This is a genomic window from Myxococcus sp. CA040A, assembly GCF_013336725.1.
GTDB lineage: Bacteria > Myxococcota > Myxococcia > Myxococcales > Myxococcaceae > Myxococcus > Myxococcus llanfairpwllgwyngyllgogerychwyrndrobwllllantysiliogogogochensis.
The window spans coordinates 950,692-967,469 of record NZ_JABUMR010000002.1; the positions used below are offsets into that span (position 1 = coordinate 950,692).

The 16,778-nt window shown below is 69.6% G+C and carries 10 protein-coding genes; 5 read left to right on the forward strand and 5 right to left on the reverse strand.

All coding sequences use genetic code 11. The annotated features are described in order from the left end of the window. Positions 1 to 83: 83 nt before the first annotated feature. The 3 genes from HUA75_RS10610 to HUA75_RS10620 form a co-directional block, all read right to left on the reverse strand. The gene (locus tag HUA75_RS10610; RefSeq protein WP_174456674.1) at positions 84 to 908 is read right to left on the reverse strand and encodes a hypothetical protein; all 825 of its coding nucleotides are present in this window, start codon (positions 906 to 908) and stop codon (positions 84 to 86) included. A gap of 79 nt (positions 909 to 987) precedes the next feature. After that, the gene (locus tag HUA75_RS10615) at positions 988 to 2,565 is read right to left on the reverse strand and encodes a Dyp-type peroxidase domain-containing protein (protein WP_174486300.1); all 1,578 of its coding nucleotides are present in this window, start codon (positions 2,563 to 2,565) and stop codon (positions 988 to 990) included. Continuing rightward, a complete protein-coding gene (locus tag HUA75_RS10620) occupies positions 2,507 to 4,093 on the reverse strand; it encodes a hypothetical protein (protein ID WP_174486301.1) in 1,587 nt (528 codons plus the stop codon). Before HUA75_RS10620 ends, HUA75_RS10615 begins: the two co-directional genes overlap by 59 nt. A 195-nt stretch (positions 4,094 to 4,288) precedes the next feature. Between HUA75_RS10620 and HUA75_RS10625 the strand changes: the two genes are divergently transcribed. Both HUA75_RS10625 and HUA75_RS10630 read left to right on the forward strand, forming a co-directional pair. Next, positions 4,289 to 8,335, forward strand: coding sequence for a protein kinase (locus HUA75_RS10625; protein ID WP_174486302.1), 4,047 nt, complete (start codon positions 4,289 to 4,291; stop codon positions 8,333 to 8,335). 66 nt (positions 8,336 to 8,401) lie between these two features. Then, the gene (locus tag HUA75_RS10630) at positions 8,402 to 9,073 is read left to right on the forward strand and encodes an RNA polymerase sigma factor (protein WP_246137267.1); all 672 of its coding nucleotides are present in this window, start codon (positions 8,402 to 8,404) and stop codon (positions 9,071 to 9,073) included. Positions 9,074 to 9,082: 9 nt separating this feature from the next. Here the strand turns inward: HUA75_RS10630 and HUA75_RS10635 are convergent, their stop codons facing one another. Together HUA75_RS10635 and HUA75_RS10640 are read right to left on the reverse strand one after the other, a co-directional pair. Then, a complete protein-coding gene (locus tag HUA75_RS10635) occupies positions 9,083 to 9,898 on the reverse strand; it encodes a GNAT family N-acetyltransferase (protein WP_174486303.1) in 816 nt (271 codons plus the stop codon). Between the two features lie 89 nt (positions 9,899 to 9,987). Then, positions 9,988 to 11,868, reverse strand: coding sequence for a von Willebrand factor type A domain-containing protein (locus HUA75_RS10640; protein ID WP_254627487.1), 1,881 nt, complete (start codon positions 11,866 to 11,868; stop codon positions 9,988 to 9,990). 198 nt (positions 11,869 to 12,066) lie between these two features. Between HUA75_RS10640 and HUA75_RS10645 the strand changes: the two genes are divergently transcribed. Genes HUA75_RS10645 through HUA75_RS10655 form a run of 3 tightly spaced genes read left to right on the forward strand, consistent with a single transcriptional unit; the run spans position 12,067 to position 16,772 of the window. Beyond that, positions 12,067 to 14,154, forward strand: coding sequence for a hypothetical protein (locus tag HUA75_RS10645; protein WP_174486304.1), 2,088 nt, complete (start codon positions 12,067 to 12,069; stop codon positions 14,152 to 14,154). A 7-nt stretch (positions 14,155 to 14,161) separates the two neighbouring features. Continuing rightward, positions 14,162 to 15,052, forward strand: a complete 891-nt coding sequence (locus HUA75_RS10650) for a protein tyrosine phosphatase (RefSeq protein ID WP_174486305.1) — start codon at positions 14,162 to 14,164, stop codon at positions 15,050 to 15,052. A 22-nt stretch (positions 15,053 to 15,074) separates the two neighbouring features. After that, positions 15,075 to 16,772, forward strand: a complete 1,698-nt coding sequence (locus HUA75_RS10655) for a DUF692 family multinuclear iron-containing protein (protein ID WP_174486306.1) — start codon at positions 15,075 to 15,077, stop codon at positions 16,770 to 16,772. Positions 16,773 to 16,778 lie beyond the last annotated feature (6 nt).

The window sequence follows — 16,778 nt, forward strand, 5'->3', positions numbered from 1 at the left end:
TACGTCCCGTACCTCTCCAACGTTCCATGCTTCGTTCTGTCGCACCGGTTCACATCACAACCGATGCATGCGACGCCCGACGCTCAGCGGATGACCGTCGTGATCCGCTCAGACCCCGTGCGCGACACCCGCCGTGTCTCTCGTCCGTTGAAGTCCACGGACTCGCCTTCACCCACCAGGGCGCGGATGGTGATGCGTGACAGGCATTGGCTGTCGTCCACGGCGTGCGTCACCACGTAGCGCGGCACGTTGGAGGCCGCCTCACCCAGCCGCAGCCGCATCTCCCGAATCGAGTCGATGTAGCCAGCCAGCGGCTCCATGCGCGCCAGCGCCCGGCGCAGCACCTTGTCGGCCCGCTTGCTCATCACTCGGTCCCAGACGAGGTAGCCCGCGCCCAACGTCGCCGAGCTGGTGAAGAAGATGACGAAGTTCAGCACGCCCCCGAGGTAGCGGTTGCGCGTGAAGCCCTGCTCACCCGTCGCCTCCGTGAGGATGTCCTTCAGCGTCTCCACCGCCGCCTGGTTCGCCATCGCCGCCCACTCCCTGGCGTCCTTCGGACTGCCCAGCAGCAGCCGGCAGACCCCCAGGTGCAGGGAGATCAACGAGACGCGCGCGGTGTCCCGCTCGGCGCCCAGCGCCTCCGTGAAGCAGTGACTCGCGGACTTGAGCAACTCGAGCTGCGCCTCGCGGGTGCACTCGGGCCGCGTCGCTGTCTCCAGGTGGATCCGGCCTTGGTGAAAAGCCCCCTCCCTCAGCAGATGCGGTTCCCGATGCAGATGGCCCAAGAGGACCAACTGCTCCCCCTCCGTCCCCAGCAGCGCCTCCAGCAGCGCCACCGAACCTTCATCCTGGAACTTGCCGCCCACCTGCCGGGGCGTCGCCTGGATGAGGTCATTCCACGTCGCCATTTGCGGACTCCCGTGTGCTGCCGCGCCTCATGGATCCGTCGAACCCCCTGAGGAACAAGTCTGCCACAGCCACGCGGTTTCACGAGCGGGGGACCCCTCTTCCGTCATCCGCCGCGCGCTCTTTCATGCCCAGGAACGAGAGCGCTTTCAGGCTCGGCAGAAAAAAGTACCCGCCTCCCCGGGTAGTCACGAATTTTCGCAGAGATGTCGCGCATTGCCGGACTGGCTCCGCGGGGATGACCAGGCGTCCGCCGCCGTCTCCGGCGAGTGGGTCCTCAACGCCCTCAATGCCTCCGAGCTGTTCGAAGTGCACCCAGCTTCGCTGGACAAGTTCGAACTGACGGCCCACGTGCGCGTTGAGGGCGATGAACAGGAGTCCCTTGCCCTCCGGGTCCTCGTAGTTGAAGCCGCGCCGCAGGAGTCGATGGCGCCGCGTGACGTCGCTCGACACGTGAGGCGAGGGAGGCAGTGCGTCCCGAGGGTTGCATCGCCGCGTGTGAGCGGTGATGGGGCAGCCGTACCCGTGGGGATCATCCCGCGCATAGAGGAAGTCGTTGTCGGGCTGGGGCCGTCCAGTGCCGCTCGCGCGCGCGGGTGTGCCGTCCTTCTGGAACAGGAAGGGAAGCAGTCTGCGCAGCAAGCGATGTCGTCGCGGCGCGGCGAGAGGAGCACCGTCGCGCTTGCGCCCCACCAGCTTCGAGGCCACCCACTCCCGTCGCTCCTCGGGGCTTCCTTCCGGCGCGAGCGAGGCCTGCTCGTCCAGAAAGGACTCGAAGGCCGGCACGTCCTGCTCCAGCTTGCGCAGGACGAGGAAGGTCCCGTTGTGTCCCAGGTCCCTTCGGCCCGGAAGGCCCGGGACGAGAGGCAGTGCGCTTGCGCCAGGCAGGTGCTCCGCGACGTGCGGTGACAGGGGCCATTCGCCGTATTCATTGGCGTGGCCCAGGAGGAACTCCCCGCGCTTCACGGGGCGGTCGTAGTCGCGAGGGTACGCCGGGGATCCATCGAGTCCCTCCAGCCGAGGTTGCGACACGCCATCCAGGAAGCCGAAGTGGTCGCGGAAGTACCCCGGAGGATCTCCCTCGCGAGCGCGTCGCTGGCCTCGCTGGGCGAAGACTTCGCGCAGCCCGTGGCGCTGTGCCCGCTCGCGGTGTTCACGAAGCAGCGGCTCCATGTTGGCGGCGTCCGACGCATAGAGCAGCAGCAGGACATGCAGCGCGCCTTCGTGCCGCGTCCCACCGAGCGTCCAGCGGTCCGGGTCATTCTCCTCCACGTCGCGCAGGTGCTCCCGGGCCCTGAGGGCCATGCCTTCGCGCAGCTCATGGGGAAAGGAGTCGAGGACGTCCTCCTGCACTTCGAGCGCCACGAGCCCCGCATGGGACAGGGCCACGTTGACGCGCGTCTTGTCACGCGTGGAGTCGCTCGGGTGCTCGGTGCGGTCCGCCTGGGTCAGCGTCCCATCGCTCGTCAGCTCACGCAGCCACCTTCGACAGCCGTCAGCGTCGTCGATGCGAAGGAAGAGCAGGGTGAGTTCCCCCATGTGCCGGTAACCATGCAGCAGCACGCCCTGCACATCATGAAGGTCCACCTGCGTCGAAAGCTCAGGCGGGGGCGTGCTCCATGGGGGCGACGTGGGAAGGCTCGGCTCGGAAGTTCTCATGGTGTTTCCTCCGGGGCTCTCGCCGCCCGTGTCGAAGCGAGGCGAGCAGCGCGGACATCGAGTGGATGGCGAGGGCCATGGGGCGCAGCAGCGGACGGCCGGGGTCGCACGCGCCCCTGGACAGGAACGCGGCCAGGGCGCGGCGAGCGCCTCTGTCCTTCACGGGTTGGTCCATGCGCTCGCGCGTGAGCAGTTCACGCAGGCGGAGCGCGTTGTGCAGCAGCAGGACGGAGTGACGTTGGCGTGGAGTCCCGTCGAGCGCGGCGCTGTACCAGACTCGCGTGGGGACCTCGTGCGCGCGCAGCCAGGCCTTGAACGGCTCCACGGGCAGACGTGGCTTGGGCATCGTCGGGTCGATGCCCCGCGACTTCGCGGGGAACCCTTCGGTCCGACTCCAGATGAGCTCCAGGAAGCCACGCACGTCCGCGTGGTCGACGAACGCGTCGATGTACGACTCCCAGGTGTCGTCGTAGTTGCTGAAGAAGATGAGGTGGTGCGGGCCCCGACCGTCCTCGTCGCTGTACACCAGCCAGCGCGCGCAGTGGATGGTCTGCACGTGGTTGAGGCCCACCACGTACCGTCGCAGGCGCAGGTTCACGCTGCGAAGCGCCAGTCTCGCCAGGGCCAGCGCGCCCGGGTCATCGACGATGCGCGCGACATGCACCATGGGGTTCTGCACCATGGCGTCGCTCATGGGAGGGATGGGGGGCGCGGACTCCGAAGCATGCGCCTGCGAGGAGGTCGCGCTCTCGGGCCGGTTCCTCGCGCCCAGCCACATTCGCAGCTTGAGCAGATAGATGCCGGGAAGCGCCCAGGCATAGCGATAGAAGGCGTAGCCCAGCGTGGACACCGCCGCCGATTCGCGCGCGGTGGCCAGGCGCTCCCGCCAGCCCGGGTCATCCAGGTTCGTCGCGGCGGCGCGTGCGACGTCCCTCAGTTCGTGGTGCAGGTCCGGCATGTCCCGGGGGCGTCCCCGCCAGGGCGTCTCCGCGAGCAGCGGTGCCCGCATGTCCAGGTGCGTGTTCACCGCGCGCAGGGCGTCCACGGAGGCGCGCAGGTCCTCGGGAGATTGGAAGCGGTAGGCGAAGTCCACGTGCCGGGTCACGGCGGGCGCGCGGTGGCCCACGAGGTAGTCCTCCACGGCCTCGGGCTCGGCCAGTCCCGCCTCGGGATAACCCGCGCAGTTCCGGTAGATGGCGTCGAACAGGTGGGCGGCGTCGGCGCCGCGCTCGTGGAGCGTCGTCAGCCAGCGGACCAGGGCATGGAGCAACTCGCGGTCCAGCACGTCCGGCTTCGTGGCTCGCGTGTCGAGGACTGCATCCGCGCCGAAGATGAGCCTGGGGTCTGCGGGGCCCATTCCCGAGGTCCGAGGCCCCAGGTCGATGAGGGCCCAACGCGCGAAGTGCAGGCCGGGCACTCCCGCGAAGAGCTCACGCCGCGCGTTGGCGGCCGAGCTCAGCAAGTCATCCAGTGCCTCGCGCTTGCCTTGGAGGACGCGGGTGATGACGGTCGATGTGCCATGGTGCATTCACACCTTCCCCGTTGCGTGGGCTGCTTCCGATGAGGTGACGCTGGCCCGGGCGGGTGGGAACCAGAGTGGGACCAGGGGCTGCGCCCGCTTGTCCCACCCGACGGTTCATGGGCAGGCAGGAGCCGCGTGGCACGCCTGGAGTTGGGGGGCAGGGGAGGACAACGCGCGCGGAGACATCCGGGGGACTCGGTGATGCCTGAGAGCGGCCAGGACGAGGAGCGATGTACTGATTCCGTGCTGGAGCACGGGCCGGACGCAATCGAGGACGGGGACTTCGACGACGCCTTTCTCCGGGAGGTGGCGCGGGCGTCCGTGCCCCCTCGGCTGCCTGTCCCTGGGATGCGAGTCGGCGACCGGGATGGGAAGCGCTACGAGGTGCTGGAGGAGCTGGGGGGCGGCGCCATGGGGCAGGTCTTCCGCGCGCTCGACTCGGAACTCCAGCGGCCCGTGGCCCTGAAGTTCCTCGTCCCGCACGAGTCCATCGCGGAGGCGCCGATGATCTCCCTGCTCCGTCAGGAGGGGAGGGCCATCGCGCAGTTGGACCACGAGCACATCGTCCGCATCTTCAACGTGGACCTCTGGAGCAGTGGGCCGACGGAGCCGCCGGTTCCCTTCCTGGTCATGGAGTGCCTGGAGGGCGAGTCCCTGTCCTCCCTGTTGCGGCGCGGTCGTCCGGGGCACCGGCGGGCGATGGAGATCCTGGACGCGGTGGCTTCGGGGCTGGCTCACGCGCACGAGCGGCACATCGTCCACCGCGACCTCAAGCCGAGTAACGTGTTCATCACGCGCTCGGGCGTGGTGAAGATCCTCGACTTCGGCTTGTCCTGGCTGGTGGCCGCGAGCGCCGCGCCCGACGTGACGCTCTCCACCGCCGGCACGCCGCCGTACATGGCGCCCGAGCAATGGCGCGGCGAGGCGCAGGATGCCCGGACGGATTTATGGGCCGCCGGCGTGCTGCTGTACGAGATGCTCGCCGGTGAGCCCCCCTTCCTGGGCGCACCCGAATCGATTCGCGAACGGGTGACGTCGCAGGGCCCGGTGCCGCCGGTGCGTGAGCGTGAGCCCGATGTGCCGGAGCCGGTGGAGGGGCTCCTGGCCGAACTGCTGGCCAAGGCGCCCGAGACCCGGCTTCGCTCGGCGACGGAGCTGCGCGAGCGGCTGCGCGAGGTGGAAGAGGGCCTGGCGCCGCGACGTGAGCCGAGGCGAGTCCGGGCCCCGCAGCGACGACAGGTGACGCTGGTCGCCTGTCGCCTCGCGGACCTGGCCGGGCTGGTCGGGCGGCTCGACGCGGAGGACCTGGGCGAGTTGGAGGCCGCCTTCCACCGGAGCTGCTCGGAGGTGCTGAGGCAGCAGGGGGGAACGGTCGTGCTGTGCGTCGGGGAAGAGGTGCTGGGTTGCTTCGGTCATCCCGTGGCGAGAGAGGACGACTCCGAGCGGGCCCTGCGCGCGGCGCTGCGACTCGCCGCCACCGTGGCTCCGACGCTCCAGGAGTCCCTGGCGTCGCTCCCGGAGCGGAAGCTGACCGTGACGGTGGGCGTGCACACGGACACGGTGGTGCTGGACGACGCTTCCATCCAGGGTGAGGCGCCCCGCGTGGCCGCCTGGCTGGCGCGACAGGCCACGCCGGGGACGGTGTGGATCAGCGACTCGACGGATGCGCTGACGCGCGGGGCCTTCGTGACGCAAGCCATGCCGCCGCTGCGGTTCACCGGGCTGTCGGGCGTGCGAGATGTGACGCCGTATCGGCTTGTGCAACCTCGGCGCGTCACCAGTCGTTTCGACCGGGGACTCGTGTCGCGCTCCCTCACTCCGCTGGTGGGGCGCAAGGGAGAGCTCCAGTTCCTTCTGGAACAATGGGAGGAGGCGCGCGCGGGCCGAGGGTCGTGCGTGCTCGTCACGGGAGAGGCGGGCATTGGCAAGTCCCGGCTGGTGCGCGAGGTGCGCGAGCGCGTGCCGCCCTTCATGGCCCATCTGCTCCGAGGACAGTGCTGGCCCCAGTCGACCACCAGTGCCTTCGCGCCGGTCATCGACCTGTTGCGCCGCATGCTCCAGCTCGACGCCGAGGGCACTCCGAAGGAGCACCGGGCGAAGCTGGAGGCGGGCCTGGGCGTGCTCGGGCTGGGCGCGGGGCGCACGCAGTTGTTGTCGGGGCTGGTGGGGCTCTCCGGTGACGAGGGCGCGCCGCACCTGCGCTACGCCCCCGAGCGACTCAAGCAGGAGACGCTGGATGCACTGGCGCACCTGCTGGCGCGACTGGCCGAGCAGCGCCCGGTGTTGCTCGAGGTCGAGGACTTGCACTGGGCGGACCCGTCCTCGTTGCAGTTGCTGGGCTTCCTTCTGGAGCGACTGCCGGAGCTGCGCGTCTGCATGTTGCTCACCTCGCGCGTCGCGCTGCCTCCGCCCTGGGGCGACGATTCGAGGGTCCAACGCCTGGCCCTGGAGCGGCTGCCGCCCCCGGTTGCGGGCGAGCTGGTGCGGAAGGCCGCGGGGGAGAGGCCGCTCTCGTCGGAACTCGTCGCCCAACTGGTGCGCCGCACCGACGGCATTCCCCTCTTCACCGAGGAGCTGACGCGTCGGGTGGTGGAGGAGCCCCGGGGGGGCGAGTCCGCATCGGTGGAGGTGCCCGTGTCGCTGCGCGAGCTGCTCCTCACACGGTTGGACAGGCTGCCCGGTTCGCAGAAGGAGCTGGCGCAGGTCTGCGCGGTGGTGGGGCGCAGCTTCTCCCATGCGCTGCTGGCGGCGCTGTCGGGACGGACGGAGACCTCGCTTCGCGCGGACCTCTCCGGCCTGGTGGCCGAGGGGCTGTTGCAGCCGGCAGAGACGGTGGAGCCGAGCTACGGATTCCGGCACGCGCTCATCCAGGACGCGGCGGCGGATTCGCTGCCGAGGAAGGCGCGGCGGCAATATCACCGTCGAGTGGCTCGGGTGCTGGCGGAGCAGTTCCCGGAGGTGACCGAGGCCCAGCCGGAGCTGTTGGCGTGGCACTACACCGAGTCGGGCCAGGGCGAGGCGGCCATCCGGTGGTGGGCGCGGGCCGGAGAGATGGCGAGCCGGCGCATGGCCAACGTGGAGGCCATCAGCCACTTGCGGCAGGCCCTGTCGTTGCTTCGCGCGCAGCGCCCGTCGCGCACGCTGGATGGCGAGGAGCTGCGGCTGCTGCTCGGCCTCGCCCTGTCCCTGGTCCAGGTGCAGGGGTACTCGTCGCCGGAGGTCGAGTCCGTCCATGCGCGGGTCCGCTTCCTGATGCGCGAGCTGGAGGATGACCTGCCTCGACTGGAACCGCCGCACTGGGTGGCCTTCGCGCACGCCTTCGCGCGGGCGCACTGGGACGAGGCCCACGAGGTCGCGGAGCGACTGGTGCGCCTGGGCAAACGGCATGGGCAGCGAGAGTTGCTGGCCCTGGGTTACCGGATGCGAGCCACGGACTTCTTCACGTGGGGGCGGCTGGCTTCCGCGCTGGAGAATGTGGAGCTGGCGCTGACGTTCTCGGACTTCGAGCTGGAGCGGCATCAGATGCTGGCCGTGAAGCACTGGGTCAATCCGCGCGTGGCGGCGCTGGCCTACGCGGCGGTGCTGCACGCGGTGATGGACGCCCCCGACGCTTCCCGCGAGCACGCGCGACAGGGGCTGCGGCTGGCGATGGACATCGGCCATGCGAACACCTCCGCGTTCGCGTTGTTGTACGCGGCCCTGGCGGCCCAGCTTCGCCGCGAGCCGCGCGAGGCCCTGGAGCTGTGTGACAGGAACATCGCGCTCTCCCGCGAGCACCACTTCCGGCTGTGGTTGGGCTGGTCCACGCTCATCCGCGCCTGGGCGCAGGCGCTCCTGGGCAATGCGCGTGAAGGACTGGCGCTGATGCAGGCGGCGCTCGGGCACTGGCGGCGCTCCGGCTTCAAGGCGGGGCTGCCCCACAACCTGGGGATGCTGGCTGAAATCCAGCTGCTCCTCGGGCAGAAGCGCCAGGCGCTCGACTCGCTGCACGAGGCGTTGGGGGAGGCGGGGTCGACGGGTGAGCGCTCCTACGAGGTGGTGCTGCGGGGCCTGGAAGCGGAGGCGCTGTCCATGATGGGGCGCGAGGACGAGGCCCTGCTCGCCCGGGCGCACGCGTTGCGCGTCGCGGAGACGCAGGGGGCGCTGGGGTACGGACGGCTGGTGCGGGAGCGAAGGCTGGGCCATCCGCTCCTGGAGCTTCCTCCCCTGCGGGACCTTCAAGCGGAGGAGCCCGCGCCTGGGCCGTGAGACGACGTCGTCACAGGGCCGAGGGGGTGACTCCTCCCGGCAGGTCCACAGCAGGAGCGTGACGTGATGATGTCCATGAACGTCGAGCCAGGGGGAGTCTCGGGCGCGGAGGTGGCGGTGCCCCGTGAGCAGGCGGAGGAGGTGCTCCATGTGCTCTGCACTCGCGGCGAGTACGGCAAGGCGGTGGAGCTGGCCATGCGCACGTATGGGCCGGAGCTGCGACGATTGATGGCGTCCGTACTGCATCACCCCGAGCTGGCGAAGGACGCGTTCGGGCTGTTCAGCGAGAACCTGGTCAAGGGGTTGCCGGGCTTTCGTTGGGAGAGCTCCTTCCGGACATGGGCATACCGGCTTGCGCGCAATGCCTGCTACCACCAGCTCCACTCGCCAGCGCTGCGGGAACAGCCGGTGAGCGAGCCCGCGGCGAACGAGCCCCAGCGGCACCGCACGGACACACACCCCTGGCAGCGCACCGCCGTGAAGGAGCGCTTCCGCGCGCTGCGGGAACAACTGGAGCCGCAGGAGCGGATGTTGTTGATGCTTCGCGTGGACCAGCGTCAGCCCTGGACGGAAATCGCGCGCGTCATGGTGGAGTCCGACGAGCCGCTGACGCGCGAGGCGCTGAACCGGCGGGCCGCGGCGCTGCGCCAGCAGTTCCAGCGCGTGAAGGCGAGGCTGCGGGCGCTCGCCATCGAACAGGGCGTCATCTCCGCGGAGAAGGTGGAGTCGGCGGAGTGAGTCGCGGCCTCAGGTCGTCCCAGGAGGCGGGGCCTTGTAGACGCGGAAGCGCGTCACGGGCCGATAACCCATGCGGAGGTAGAGCGGCAGTCCGGCCTCGGTGGCGTGGAGCACGGTGCGCTGGAGGCCCCAGGCGTCGCGAGCCTCCTGAAGCGCGCGTCGCATGACGACTTCGGCCGCGCCGACCCGGCGGTGCTCGGGCGACGTCGCCACGAGCGCGATGTATGCGACGTCGTCCACGCGCATCACCACGGTGCTGCTGGCGGGGGCGTCGCCTCGGCAGGCCACGAAGCCTCGGGAGTCCGGCCCGTAGAGGGCCTCCACGTCGAACGCCTCACGGCCCGTCTCGCGAGACGCGTCGTATGACTGGGCGTTGATGTCCGCCACGGCCTGTCGGCCCCACGTATCTTGCACGGGGCGGAACTCGAGAGAGGGCAGGGGATGCGTGGGCTCCGCGAGCCCGTCCGCCACCATCCCGGTGATGACGGCGAGCGGCTTGAGCTTGTACCAGGCGAGGATGGACTCGGCCCGCTCGCGCACCTGGGGCGCGAGCCAGTCGTCGGACACGACGAACGTCCACGCGTGCTTGCCCGTGGAGAAGTAGCGCGCCGCGGAGGCGACGGAGGTCGCCAGGGCCTGCTCCGTCTCCGCGGGGGCGCGCAGGAAGGACGCGTTCATCAGGGCCCACGAGACGTGGCTCGCGGCGATGTAGATTTCGGGACGCTCGACAACCTCACCCGCGCGTCCCGCCAGCGCCATCCTCCTCCACGCGCCTCGAAATTGCGCATGGGACTCGTCGATCTCTGCCTGCGTCGCGGAGTGCATGGAGGGGCTCCAGGGTAGGGGTGGACCCGCGAGTCTACCCCACGAGCCCCGCCTGGAAACGCGGGGCGCCGGAATCCATCCGCTTCTGTTCAGCGCGCGGCGACACCGCGCAGCAGCGGCCGGGCCTTCTCCAGCAGCGTGAGGAACTCCTCGCGCTCCGCGTTGCCCGCGGGTGACGCCGCGCGTGCGATGTCGCGCATCGTCTCCAGGCTCCAGTTCTCCGCGTGTGGGCTCTTGCGCAGCAGCTCCGCCGCGCCCATCACCGCCGTCGCGAAGCGCAGATCGACGCTGGCCTCCTTGAACGTGCTCGCGAGTGCGTGGGCCTGGAACGGGTACGCGCGCTCGGTGGCGTTCACCGCGCGCGGCTGCTTCGCGCGCACTCGCACGGTGGCCAGTGCCTCGCCCGCGCCGGGCTTCAGCTCCAGCTCGTACAGCGCGGTGACGGTGTGGCCGGAGCCCAGCTCGCCCGCGTCCACCCTGTCGTCGCGAAAGTCGCGGTCCGCGATGTTCCGGTTCTCGTAGCCCACGAGCCGATAGCGGGCGACCTGCGCGGGGTCGAAGTCCACCTGGAGCTTCACGTCCTGCGCGATGACCTCCAGCGTGCCGCCGAGCTGCTCCTGGAAGATGCGGCGCGCGGCCATCAGTGAGTCCACGTAGAAGTAGTTGCCGTTCCCCTTGTTCGCGAGTTGCTCCATCGTGGTGTCCTTGTAGTTCCCCATGCCGAAGCCCACGGTGGTGAGGGTGATGCCTTCCTTCACGTGGCCCTGGATGGTCTTCAGGATGTCCTCGTGTGACGTCCTGCCCACGTTGGCGTCGCCGTCCGAGAGGATGATGACGCGCGAGAAGGAGGTCCCATCCAGGGTCTTCATCGCTTCCTGGTACGCGAGCTCGATGCCCGAGCCCATCGCGGTGGAGCCTCCGGCGGTGAGGTCCTCGATGGCGGAGTGGATGAGGGCCTTGCGCTCCATGCCCGTGGGGCCGAGCACCCGGCGCACGTTCCCCGCGTAGGTGACGAGCGCCACCGTGTCGCCGTCACGCAGGTTGTCCACCAGCATGCGCAGGGCGCGCTGGGCCAGCGGCAGGCGGTCCGGTGAGCTCATCGACCCGGAGACATCCACGAGGAAGGTGAGGTGCGCGGGCTTCCGCTCGGAGATGCTCAAGCGCTTGCCCTGGACTCCCACGCGCAGCAGGTGTCGCTTCGGGGTGAAGGGTGACGGCGCGGCGTCCATGTGTACGGCGAAGGGGCCGTCGCTCGGCCGAGGGTCCGGATACGTGTAGCGGAAGTAGTTGAGCAGCTCCTCCACGCGCACGGCGTCACGCGGTGGAAGCGAGCCTTCCATCAGCGCCCGTCGCGTCATCGTGTACGAGGCCGTGTCCACGTCCACCGCGAAGGTGGAGAGCCGGTCTTCCTGCGTCGTCACGAAGGGATTCACCACCGTGTCGAGTGCGGCCTCCGCGCGCTGTGCGGCGGCAGGATCTTCCTCGGGCGTCGTGTTCAGTTTCCCGGCCAGGACGGCCATGGGGTGCACTCGGTGGGCGCCGTTGGAGCCCGACGGGGCCTTGGCGGAGCCGTAGTTCGAGCTCCTTCCGCCGCGGCCCTTCGTTCCGATGGAGCCCGTTCCCATGGAGCCGATGCCCGAGCCCAGATTGCTCCCAAGGCCGCCGCCGCCCGCGCCGGTGCCGAACACCCCAAGACCTTGCGCACCGAGGTGGCTGCGCTTCGCAGTGGGCGGGGCCGAGGAGGGTGCTGGTGCTGGAGCCGATGCGGACGCGGGCTCTGGCGCTTGCTTCGCGGGCTCGGGCGTCACGATCAGCGTTGCCTTGTCGGAGAAGGCGGGGGCTCCGTCCGTGTCTCCCTGTGCCTTCGCCGGGGCGTTGGCGCCCTCCTCGCTCGAACGGCACGCGAACATCATGCTGCCCACCGCGAGTGCGCACACGACACCCATGACGGCCCTGGGGTTCCGCCTCATTTGCTGCCTCCGTGTCTTGGAATCGCCGGAACCTCCGACAGCAGGCGGGCGCGAAAGGTTCCGCGCGTTCCCGTCAGACGCAGTCGCGTCACGTTGGAACGCCAGGGGCGCGGTCGTCAGGGACCCTTGCCCGCACGGGACATGCTCCCGTGTCGGTACGCTCCTTGCTCAAGGCGACGTCAAAAGGGTGACGCCGCCATGATGATCTTCTTGAGAAACACCGCCGACGGTAATGACACCGCCATCACCACGGCCAATCCGGCCATCCTCATCGCGAACTACACCGGGACCTACCCCAAGCTGAACAACGCCACCCGCGTCGTCCCCTGGTACTCCATCGACGCGGATCCCCAGGTGTTCGGAAGGCGGCTGCTCACCGTGGCGGCGGCGGACCCCGTGTGCCGCGCGCTCGTCGCACGCGCCACCACCGTCTGGGGGCTGGATTTCTCCATCAACGCGGGGGCGTTCGTCACCGAGGCGGTCCAGAAGCAGTACCTGAAGCTGCTCAAGGTCTGGCTGAGCCCGTTGTCGGGCAACCTGGGCAGTCGCGATGCGCACCGCTCCACCGTGGACGAGCAATACAACCGGCTGTGGAGCAAACACGGGCTCAATCAGGCGACGCTGAACAACCTGGCGAACCTGCCCTTCTTCAGTGAGCTGAATGTCGCGGGTCGCAGGGATCGCATCCAGATCTATCGCAACGTGACGGAAGCGGCCCGCGCCATCGTCGGCGAAGTCACCTCCTGGCCCTCGCGAACCATCGAGAAGATCTCGGTGTTGTCACTGCTGCGCAGCAGGGGACTGGCCGCGCTCCAGTTGCAGATGCTCGACGCGGTGGCCGCCGCGGTCGCCGCGCCCACGGCCACTCCCGCGATGTGGGAATACCTGCCGTACTATCTTCGAGGCATCGCGCTGGAGAGGTCGGGCCCGGGTCAGGCCCTGACCGCGCTCCAGGTGGCGACTCGCGTGCTTGGAGCGCTGCATGACTGCCTGAACGACTCCCCGGTGACGCGTGCCCGCGCGAACGCGCAACACATCGCTGACTTCCAGGGGCTCGACGGCGGCAAGGAGTACCGCCGTTGGCGGATGTTGCCACCGGTGGCGAGGTACCAGGTGATGATCAGCGACCTGGCGCGCATCCTACCGGGTGGCAAGGCGCACAGCGCTCACATCCGGGTGGAGTTCGACCATGCCACGCTGGGAGGACTCCCCGGCAACGTCGCGGGATGCGGCGGGTGGCCGGTGTCGATGCGTGTCCATCAGAGCGCGACACCGCATGACCCCGGATACGGAAACCCGGCGGCCAATCCCTTTCCGTTCGCGACGGGGTGGAGTCGCAACGAGTTCTGTCCCAACGTCGTCTCGTCGAGACTCATGCTCGCGCCGCTCTACGCGGGCACGTCGGGCCACAACCAGGGGCGCATCCTGGCGTGGCTCGCGCTCGTGCCGACGGTGCCCGCGCTCGCCAACATCCCCTTGGGGCTCGTCATCTCCGCAGGCTACGCCGTGCTCTGGCGCTTGTATTACGACAAGCGGGTGAGTGGCTTCCACACGATGTTCGAGACCTTCCAGGGCTCGCACGCCGACGCGACGGTCCGTGATTTGAGCGCCATTCCCCGCGTCGACGGGGACGACGTGTGGAATGCCGTGTTGAACCGTTCACCGGGTGGACAGACACAGGTGCGGTCGTTCTGGCAGGACTGCGTCGACCTCTACAAGAAGACGGGCGCGAACCTTGGCCGGGAGCTCAAGGCGGCGACGGCCCAGGCGCGTGAGCAGGTGCTCGCGGCCTGCCCGGGCTCGGTCATTCCACGGTGGAGCACGACGGGCGACGTGGACCGTACGGGCACCGAGGTGGATGTGTGGGCCGGTGACAAGAACCAGGAGGTCCTTCGCGAGTACGCGGCGTGGCAGCGCCTGGTCCGGGGCGAGTCCGTGCCTCGGCCCCTGTTGGATGGGTCGATGGGCGCACTCATGCTGCACCAGGAACAGGCGCCCCGCCTCCAGCCCGCACAGCGGTTGACCCTCCAGTCGGATATCGCCGCCGCGATTGGTGCGCAGAACTACCTGGGCGACCCCCAGATGAAGAAGCTCTTCCACAAATGGCTGGTCACGCATTCCTCCGACAAGACGACCGACGAGGAGGAGAAGAGGAAGCGCGACGACGAGGTTCAGAGAATCCGCTCGATGTTCGATAAGCTCACCCAGGGGAATGCCGGGCCTGTCTTGGCGATTGCCGGCCCGAATCTGGGGCTTCCTCCCATCACGGATGAAGGGCACGTCTGACAGGCCCATGCGAATACCTCCTCTTGCTCCCGATGCGACGTCCGCGGTGCTCGTTCTCGACGACGGGGGCGACGAGGCGCGCCTGCTGCGCACGACGACGCGGCCGCCGGACATGGTGGGGTTGGACACGCACGGTCTCTCGGAGCTGCGGTGCTCGGGGAGTGCCCAGCTCTCCGTGGCGGGCTTTCGCGACCTGGTGCGGCGACTCGAGGGCGTGAGCGCTGAAGCGCTGCACGTGTTCGACCTGCGCCAGGAGTCACATGGTTTCCTGAACGGCGTCGCGGTGAGCTGGTACGCCGAGTCCAACTGGGGCGCGGCGGGCCTTTCCGACGAGGAGTCGCTGGCGCTGGAGACCGGCCGGCTGTGGCTGCTCGCGCGGTCGCGGACGGCGAGGGTGGGGGATGCCGGCACGGTGAAGCGCCGTGAGCCCCTGGTCTCCACGGAGTGGGAGTGCCGCGACGTCCGCGACGAGGCGCGGGCCTTCGAGCTTCCGCCGGAGCGCTACGTGCGACTGCCCGTCACCGACCACACGCGGCCTCGCGACGAGACGGTGGAGCGCTTCATCCAGAAGGTGCGTTCGCTGGACGAGGGGGCGCACGTGCACCTGCACTGTCGGGGAGGCAAGGGGCGCACCGCCACGTTCATGTGCCTGCTGGACATGCTGCGCAATGCCGAGAGGCTCTCGCTGGACGCGCTGCTCACGCGCCAGATGCGGCTCGGTGGCTATGACCTTCGCAAGGCGGCGGACCCCACCAGCCGCAAGGCCCCGTACATCGCCGAGCGCCGGGCCTTCCTGGAGCGGTTCCACGCGTATGCACGGGAGAACCCCGGCGGTGCGCCGCTCGGATGGTTGGCGTGGCTTGCTCGGCAACCCATGAACCCCGAACACAAAGGATGAGCGGTGGTCTAGGGTCCGCCGCATGACGCAGGCTGTTTCGGACGCATGGACGTTGCCCTGGCGGGGCCTGGGGCTGAGCAGCAACCTGAGCGCGGCGGACATCCCGCAGCCCTACCGGCTGCTCGACGCGTCACCGGGCCTCTTCGACTTCGTCGAGTACAGCGCGCCCCTGTCCCTGGACGAAGCGCGCGCCCAGGCGTCGCTGTTCCCCGAGATGTGGAGCCGCCGCTCGGACGTGCCCGTGCTCTTTCACCCCGTGCACCTGAATCTCTGGGGGCCGGAGCTGGAGCCTGTCTCCGTGCTGAAGGACCTGGACGCGCACGCGCGCGCCGTGGGCAGCCCGTGGGTGGGCAACGATGTGGGCTGGTGGCACGTGGGGGGCCAGCCGTTTCCGGGCTACCTCTACATCACGCCTCCCTTCAACGAGGCGGGGCTCAGCGACTGCGTGGCGCATGCGCTCCATGTCCAGGCCCACCTCTCCATGCCCCTGGTGCTGGAGAACCCCGCGGTGCTGGCGCGGCGGGGCGAGTGGCACGTGCTCGACTTCCTCGCGAAGCTGCACGCGCGTACGGGCCTGCCGCTGCTGCTCGACCTGGGGCACCTCTTCAGTCATCAGCTCGCGTCCGGTCTCCCGCTGGAAGCCGGACTGGATGGTTTCCCCCTGGAGCAGGTCGTCGAAATCCACATCGCGGGCGGTGTGGTGACGCGCCGGGGGGCTCGCGGCTTCTACGTCGATGACCACACGCAGCCGGTGCGCGAGGAGCTGTTCAAGCTGTTGGAGTCCTTGCTACCGCGTTGTCCTTCGCTGCGCGCCGTCACCTTCGAGGGCGATGGTCACCCCGCCGAGGTGGCGCAGGTGTCACTGCGTCGCCTGCGCGCGATGATTCCTTCGGGAGAGCGGCCTCCGCTGCGCCTGCGCGCTCCCGAGGCTCGCACGCCGACCCCGCTGACGGGTGACAGCCGCCCCTGGGAGCTGTTCGAGGCGGGCCACGGCCTGGTCCCCACGGGCGCGACGGAGGACCCCGAGGGCACGCTGGCGGACCAGGACTTCCGGCTGGCCGTGGTGGCGGAGCTGCTGGACAAGGACTGGCCGCTGTCGCGCCTGCTCCTGGCGGGAACACGCGAGGACCTGGTGGCCTTCACCAGCTCGCGCGAGTACCGAAACCTCTTCGAGGGGGGAGGGCGCTCGCTGCCGCAATCCTTCTCCACCTGGGCGATGCGGCGGCTGCGCGAGCGGCCCGATGACGGGGCTTCCGCCGCGCTGAGCCTGGAGATGATGGCGCCCACCGCGTTCATGAAGGCGGTGCCCGCACCGGGGGCGGGGCAGGTGGGTTTGGTGGACGAGGTCCGGCCCGGGAGCTTTCCGGCGGACCTGTCCGAGCTGCTCTTCGCGGCTCGGGCCGTGCGCCGGCACCTCACCTCCCGTGCGTGGGCATGTGGGGAGCTGGAGCTGTCCGGGCTGGAGGCCCTGGCGCAGGTGGCGCGGCGCCCGGGAGCCTCGCCGTGGACCTTCGCGGTGCGACGCAAGTCCCCGGGACATGAGCTGTTGAGCGTGTCGCGGGGGCTGGCGGAGCTGCTCCGGGAGCTGTCCGCCCGGCCCCGGGCGGTGGAGTCGGTGCCCCCGGCCCTGCTGGCGGAGGGGCTCCACCACCGGCTGATCCGCCTGGGTGACACCCCCGGAGTGGACCGAACCCTTGCACCTGCCCGTCCGGTAGGGTAGGTCGCG

Excerpts from the sequence above, each read along its gene's own strand:
- HUA75_RS10645 (WP_174486304.1), top strand. The coding sequence starts at position 12,067 with ATGATGATCTTCTTGAGAAACACCGCCGACGGTAATGACACCGCCATC.
- HUA75_RS10650 (WP_174486305.1), top strand. The coding sequence starts at position 14,162 with ATGCGAATACCTCCTCTTGCTCCCGATGCGACGTCCGCGGTGCTCGTT.
- HUA75_RS10620 (WP_174486301.1), bottom strand. The coding sequence starts at position 4,093 with ATGCACCATGGCACATCGACCGTCATCACCCGCGTCCTCCAAGGCAAG.
- HUA75_RS10635 (WP_174486303.1), bottom strand. The coding sequence starts at position 9,898 with ATGCACTCCGCGACGCAGGCAGAGATCGACGAGTCCCATGCGCAATTT.
- HUA75_RS10610 (WP_174456674.1), bottom strand. The coding sequence starts at position 908 with ATGGCGACGTGGAATGACCTCATCCAGGCGACGCCCCGGCAGGTGGGC.
- HUA75_RS10655 (WP_174486306.1), top strand. The coding sequence starts at position 15,075 with ATGACGCAGGCTGTTTCGGACGCATGGACGTTGCCCTGGCGGGGCCTG.
- HUA75_RS10625 (WP_174486302.1), top strand. The coding sequence starts at position 4,289 with ATGCCTGAGAGCGGCCAGGACGAGGAGCGATGTACTGATTCCGTGCTG.
- HUA75_RS10630 (WP_246137267.1), top strand. The coding sequence starts at position 8,402 with ATGATGTCCATGAACGTCGAGCCAGGGGGAGTCTCGGGCGCGGAGGTG.
- HUA75_RS10615 (WP_174486300.1), bottom strand. The coding sequence starts at position 2,565 with ATGAGAACTTCCGAGCCGAGCCTTCCCACGTCGCCCCCATGGAGCACG.
- HUA75_RS10640 (WP_254627487.1), bottom strand. The coding sequence starts at position 11,868 with ATGAGGCGGAACCCCAGGGCCGTCATGGGTGTCGTGTGCGCACTCGCG.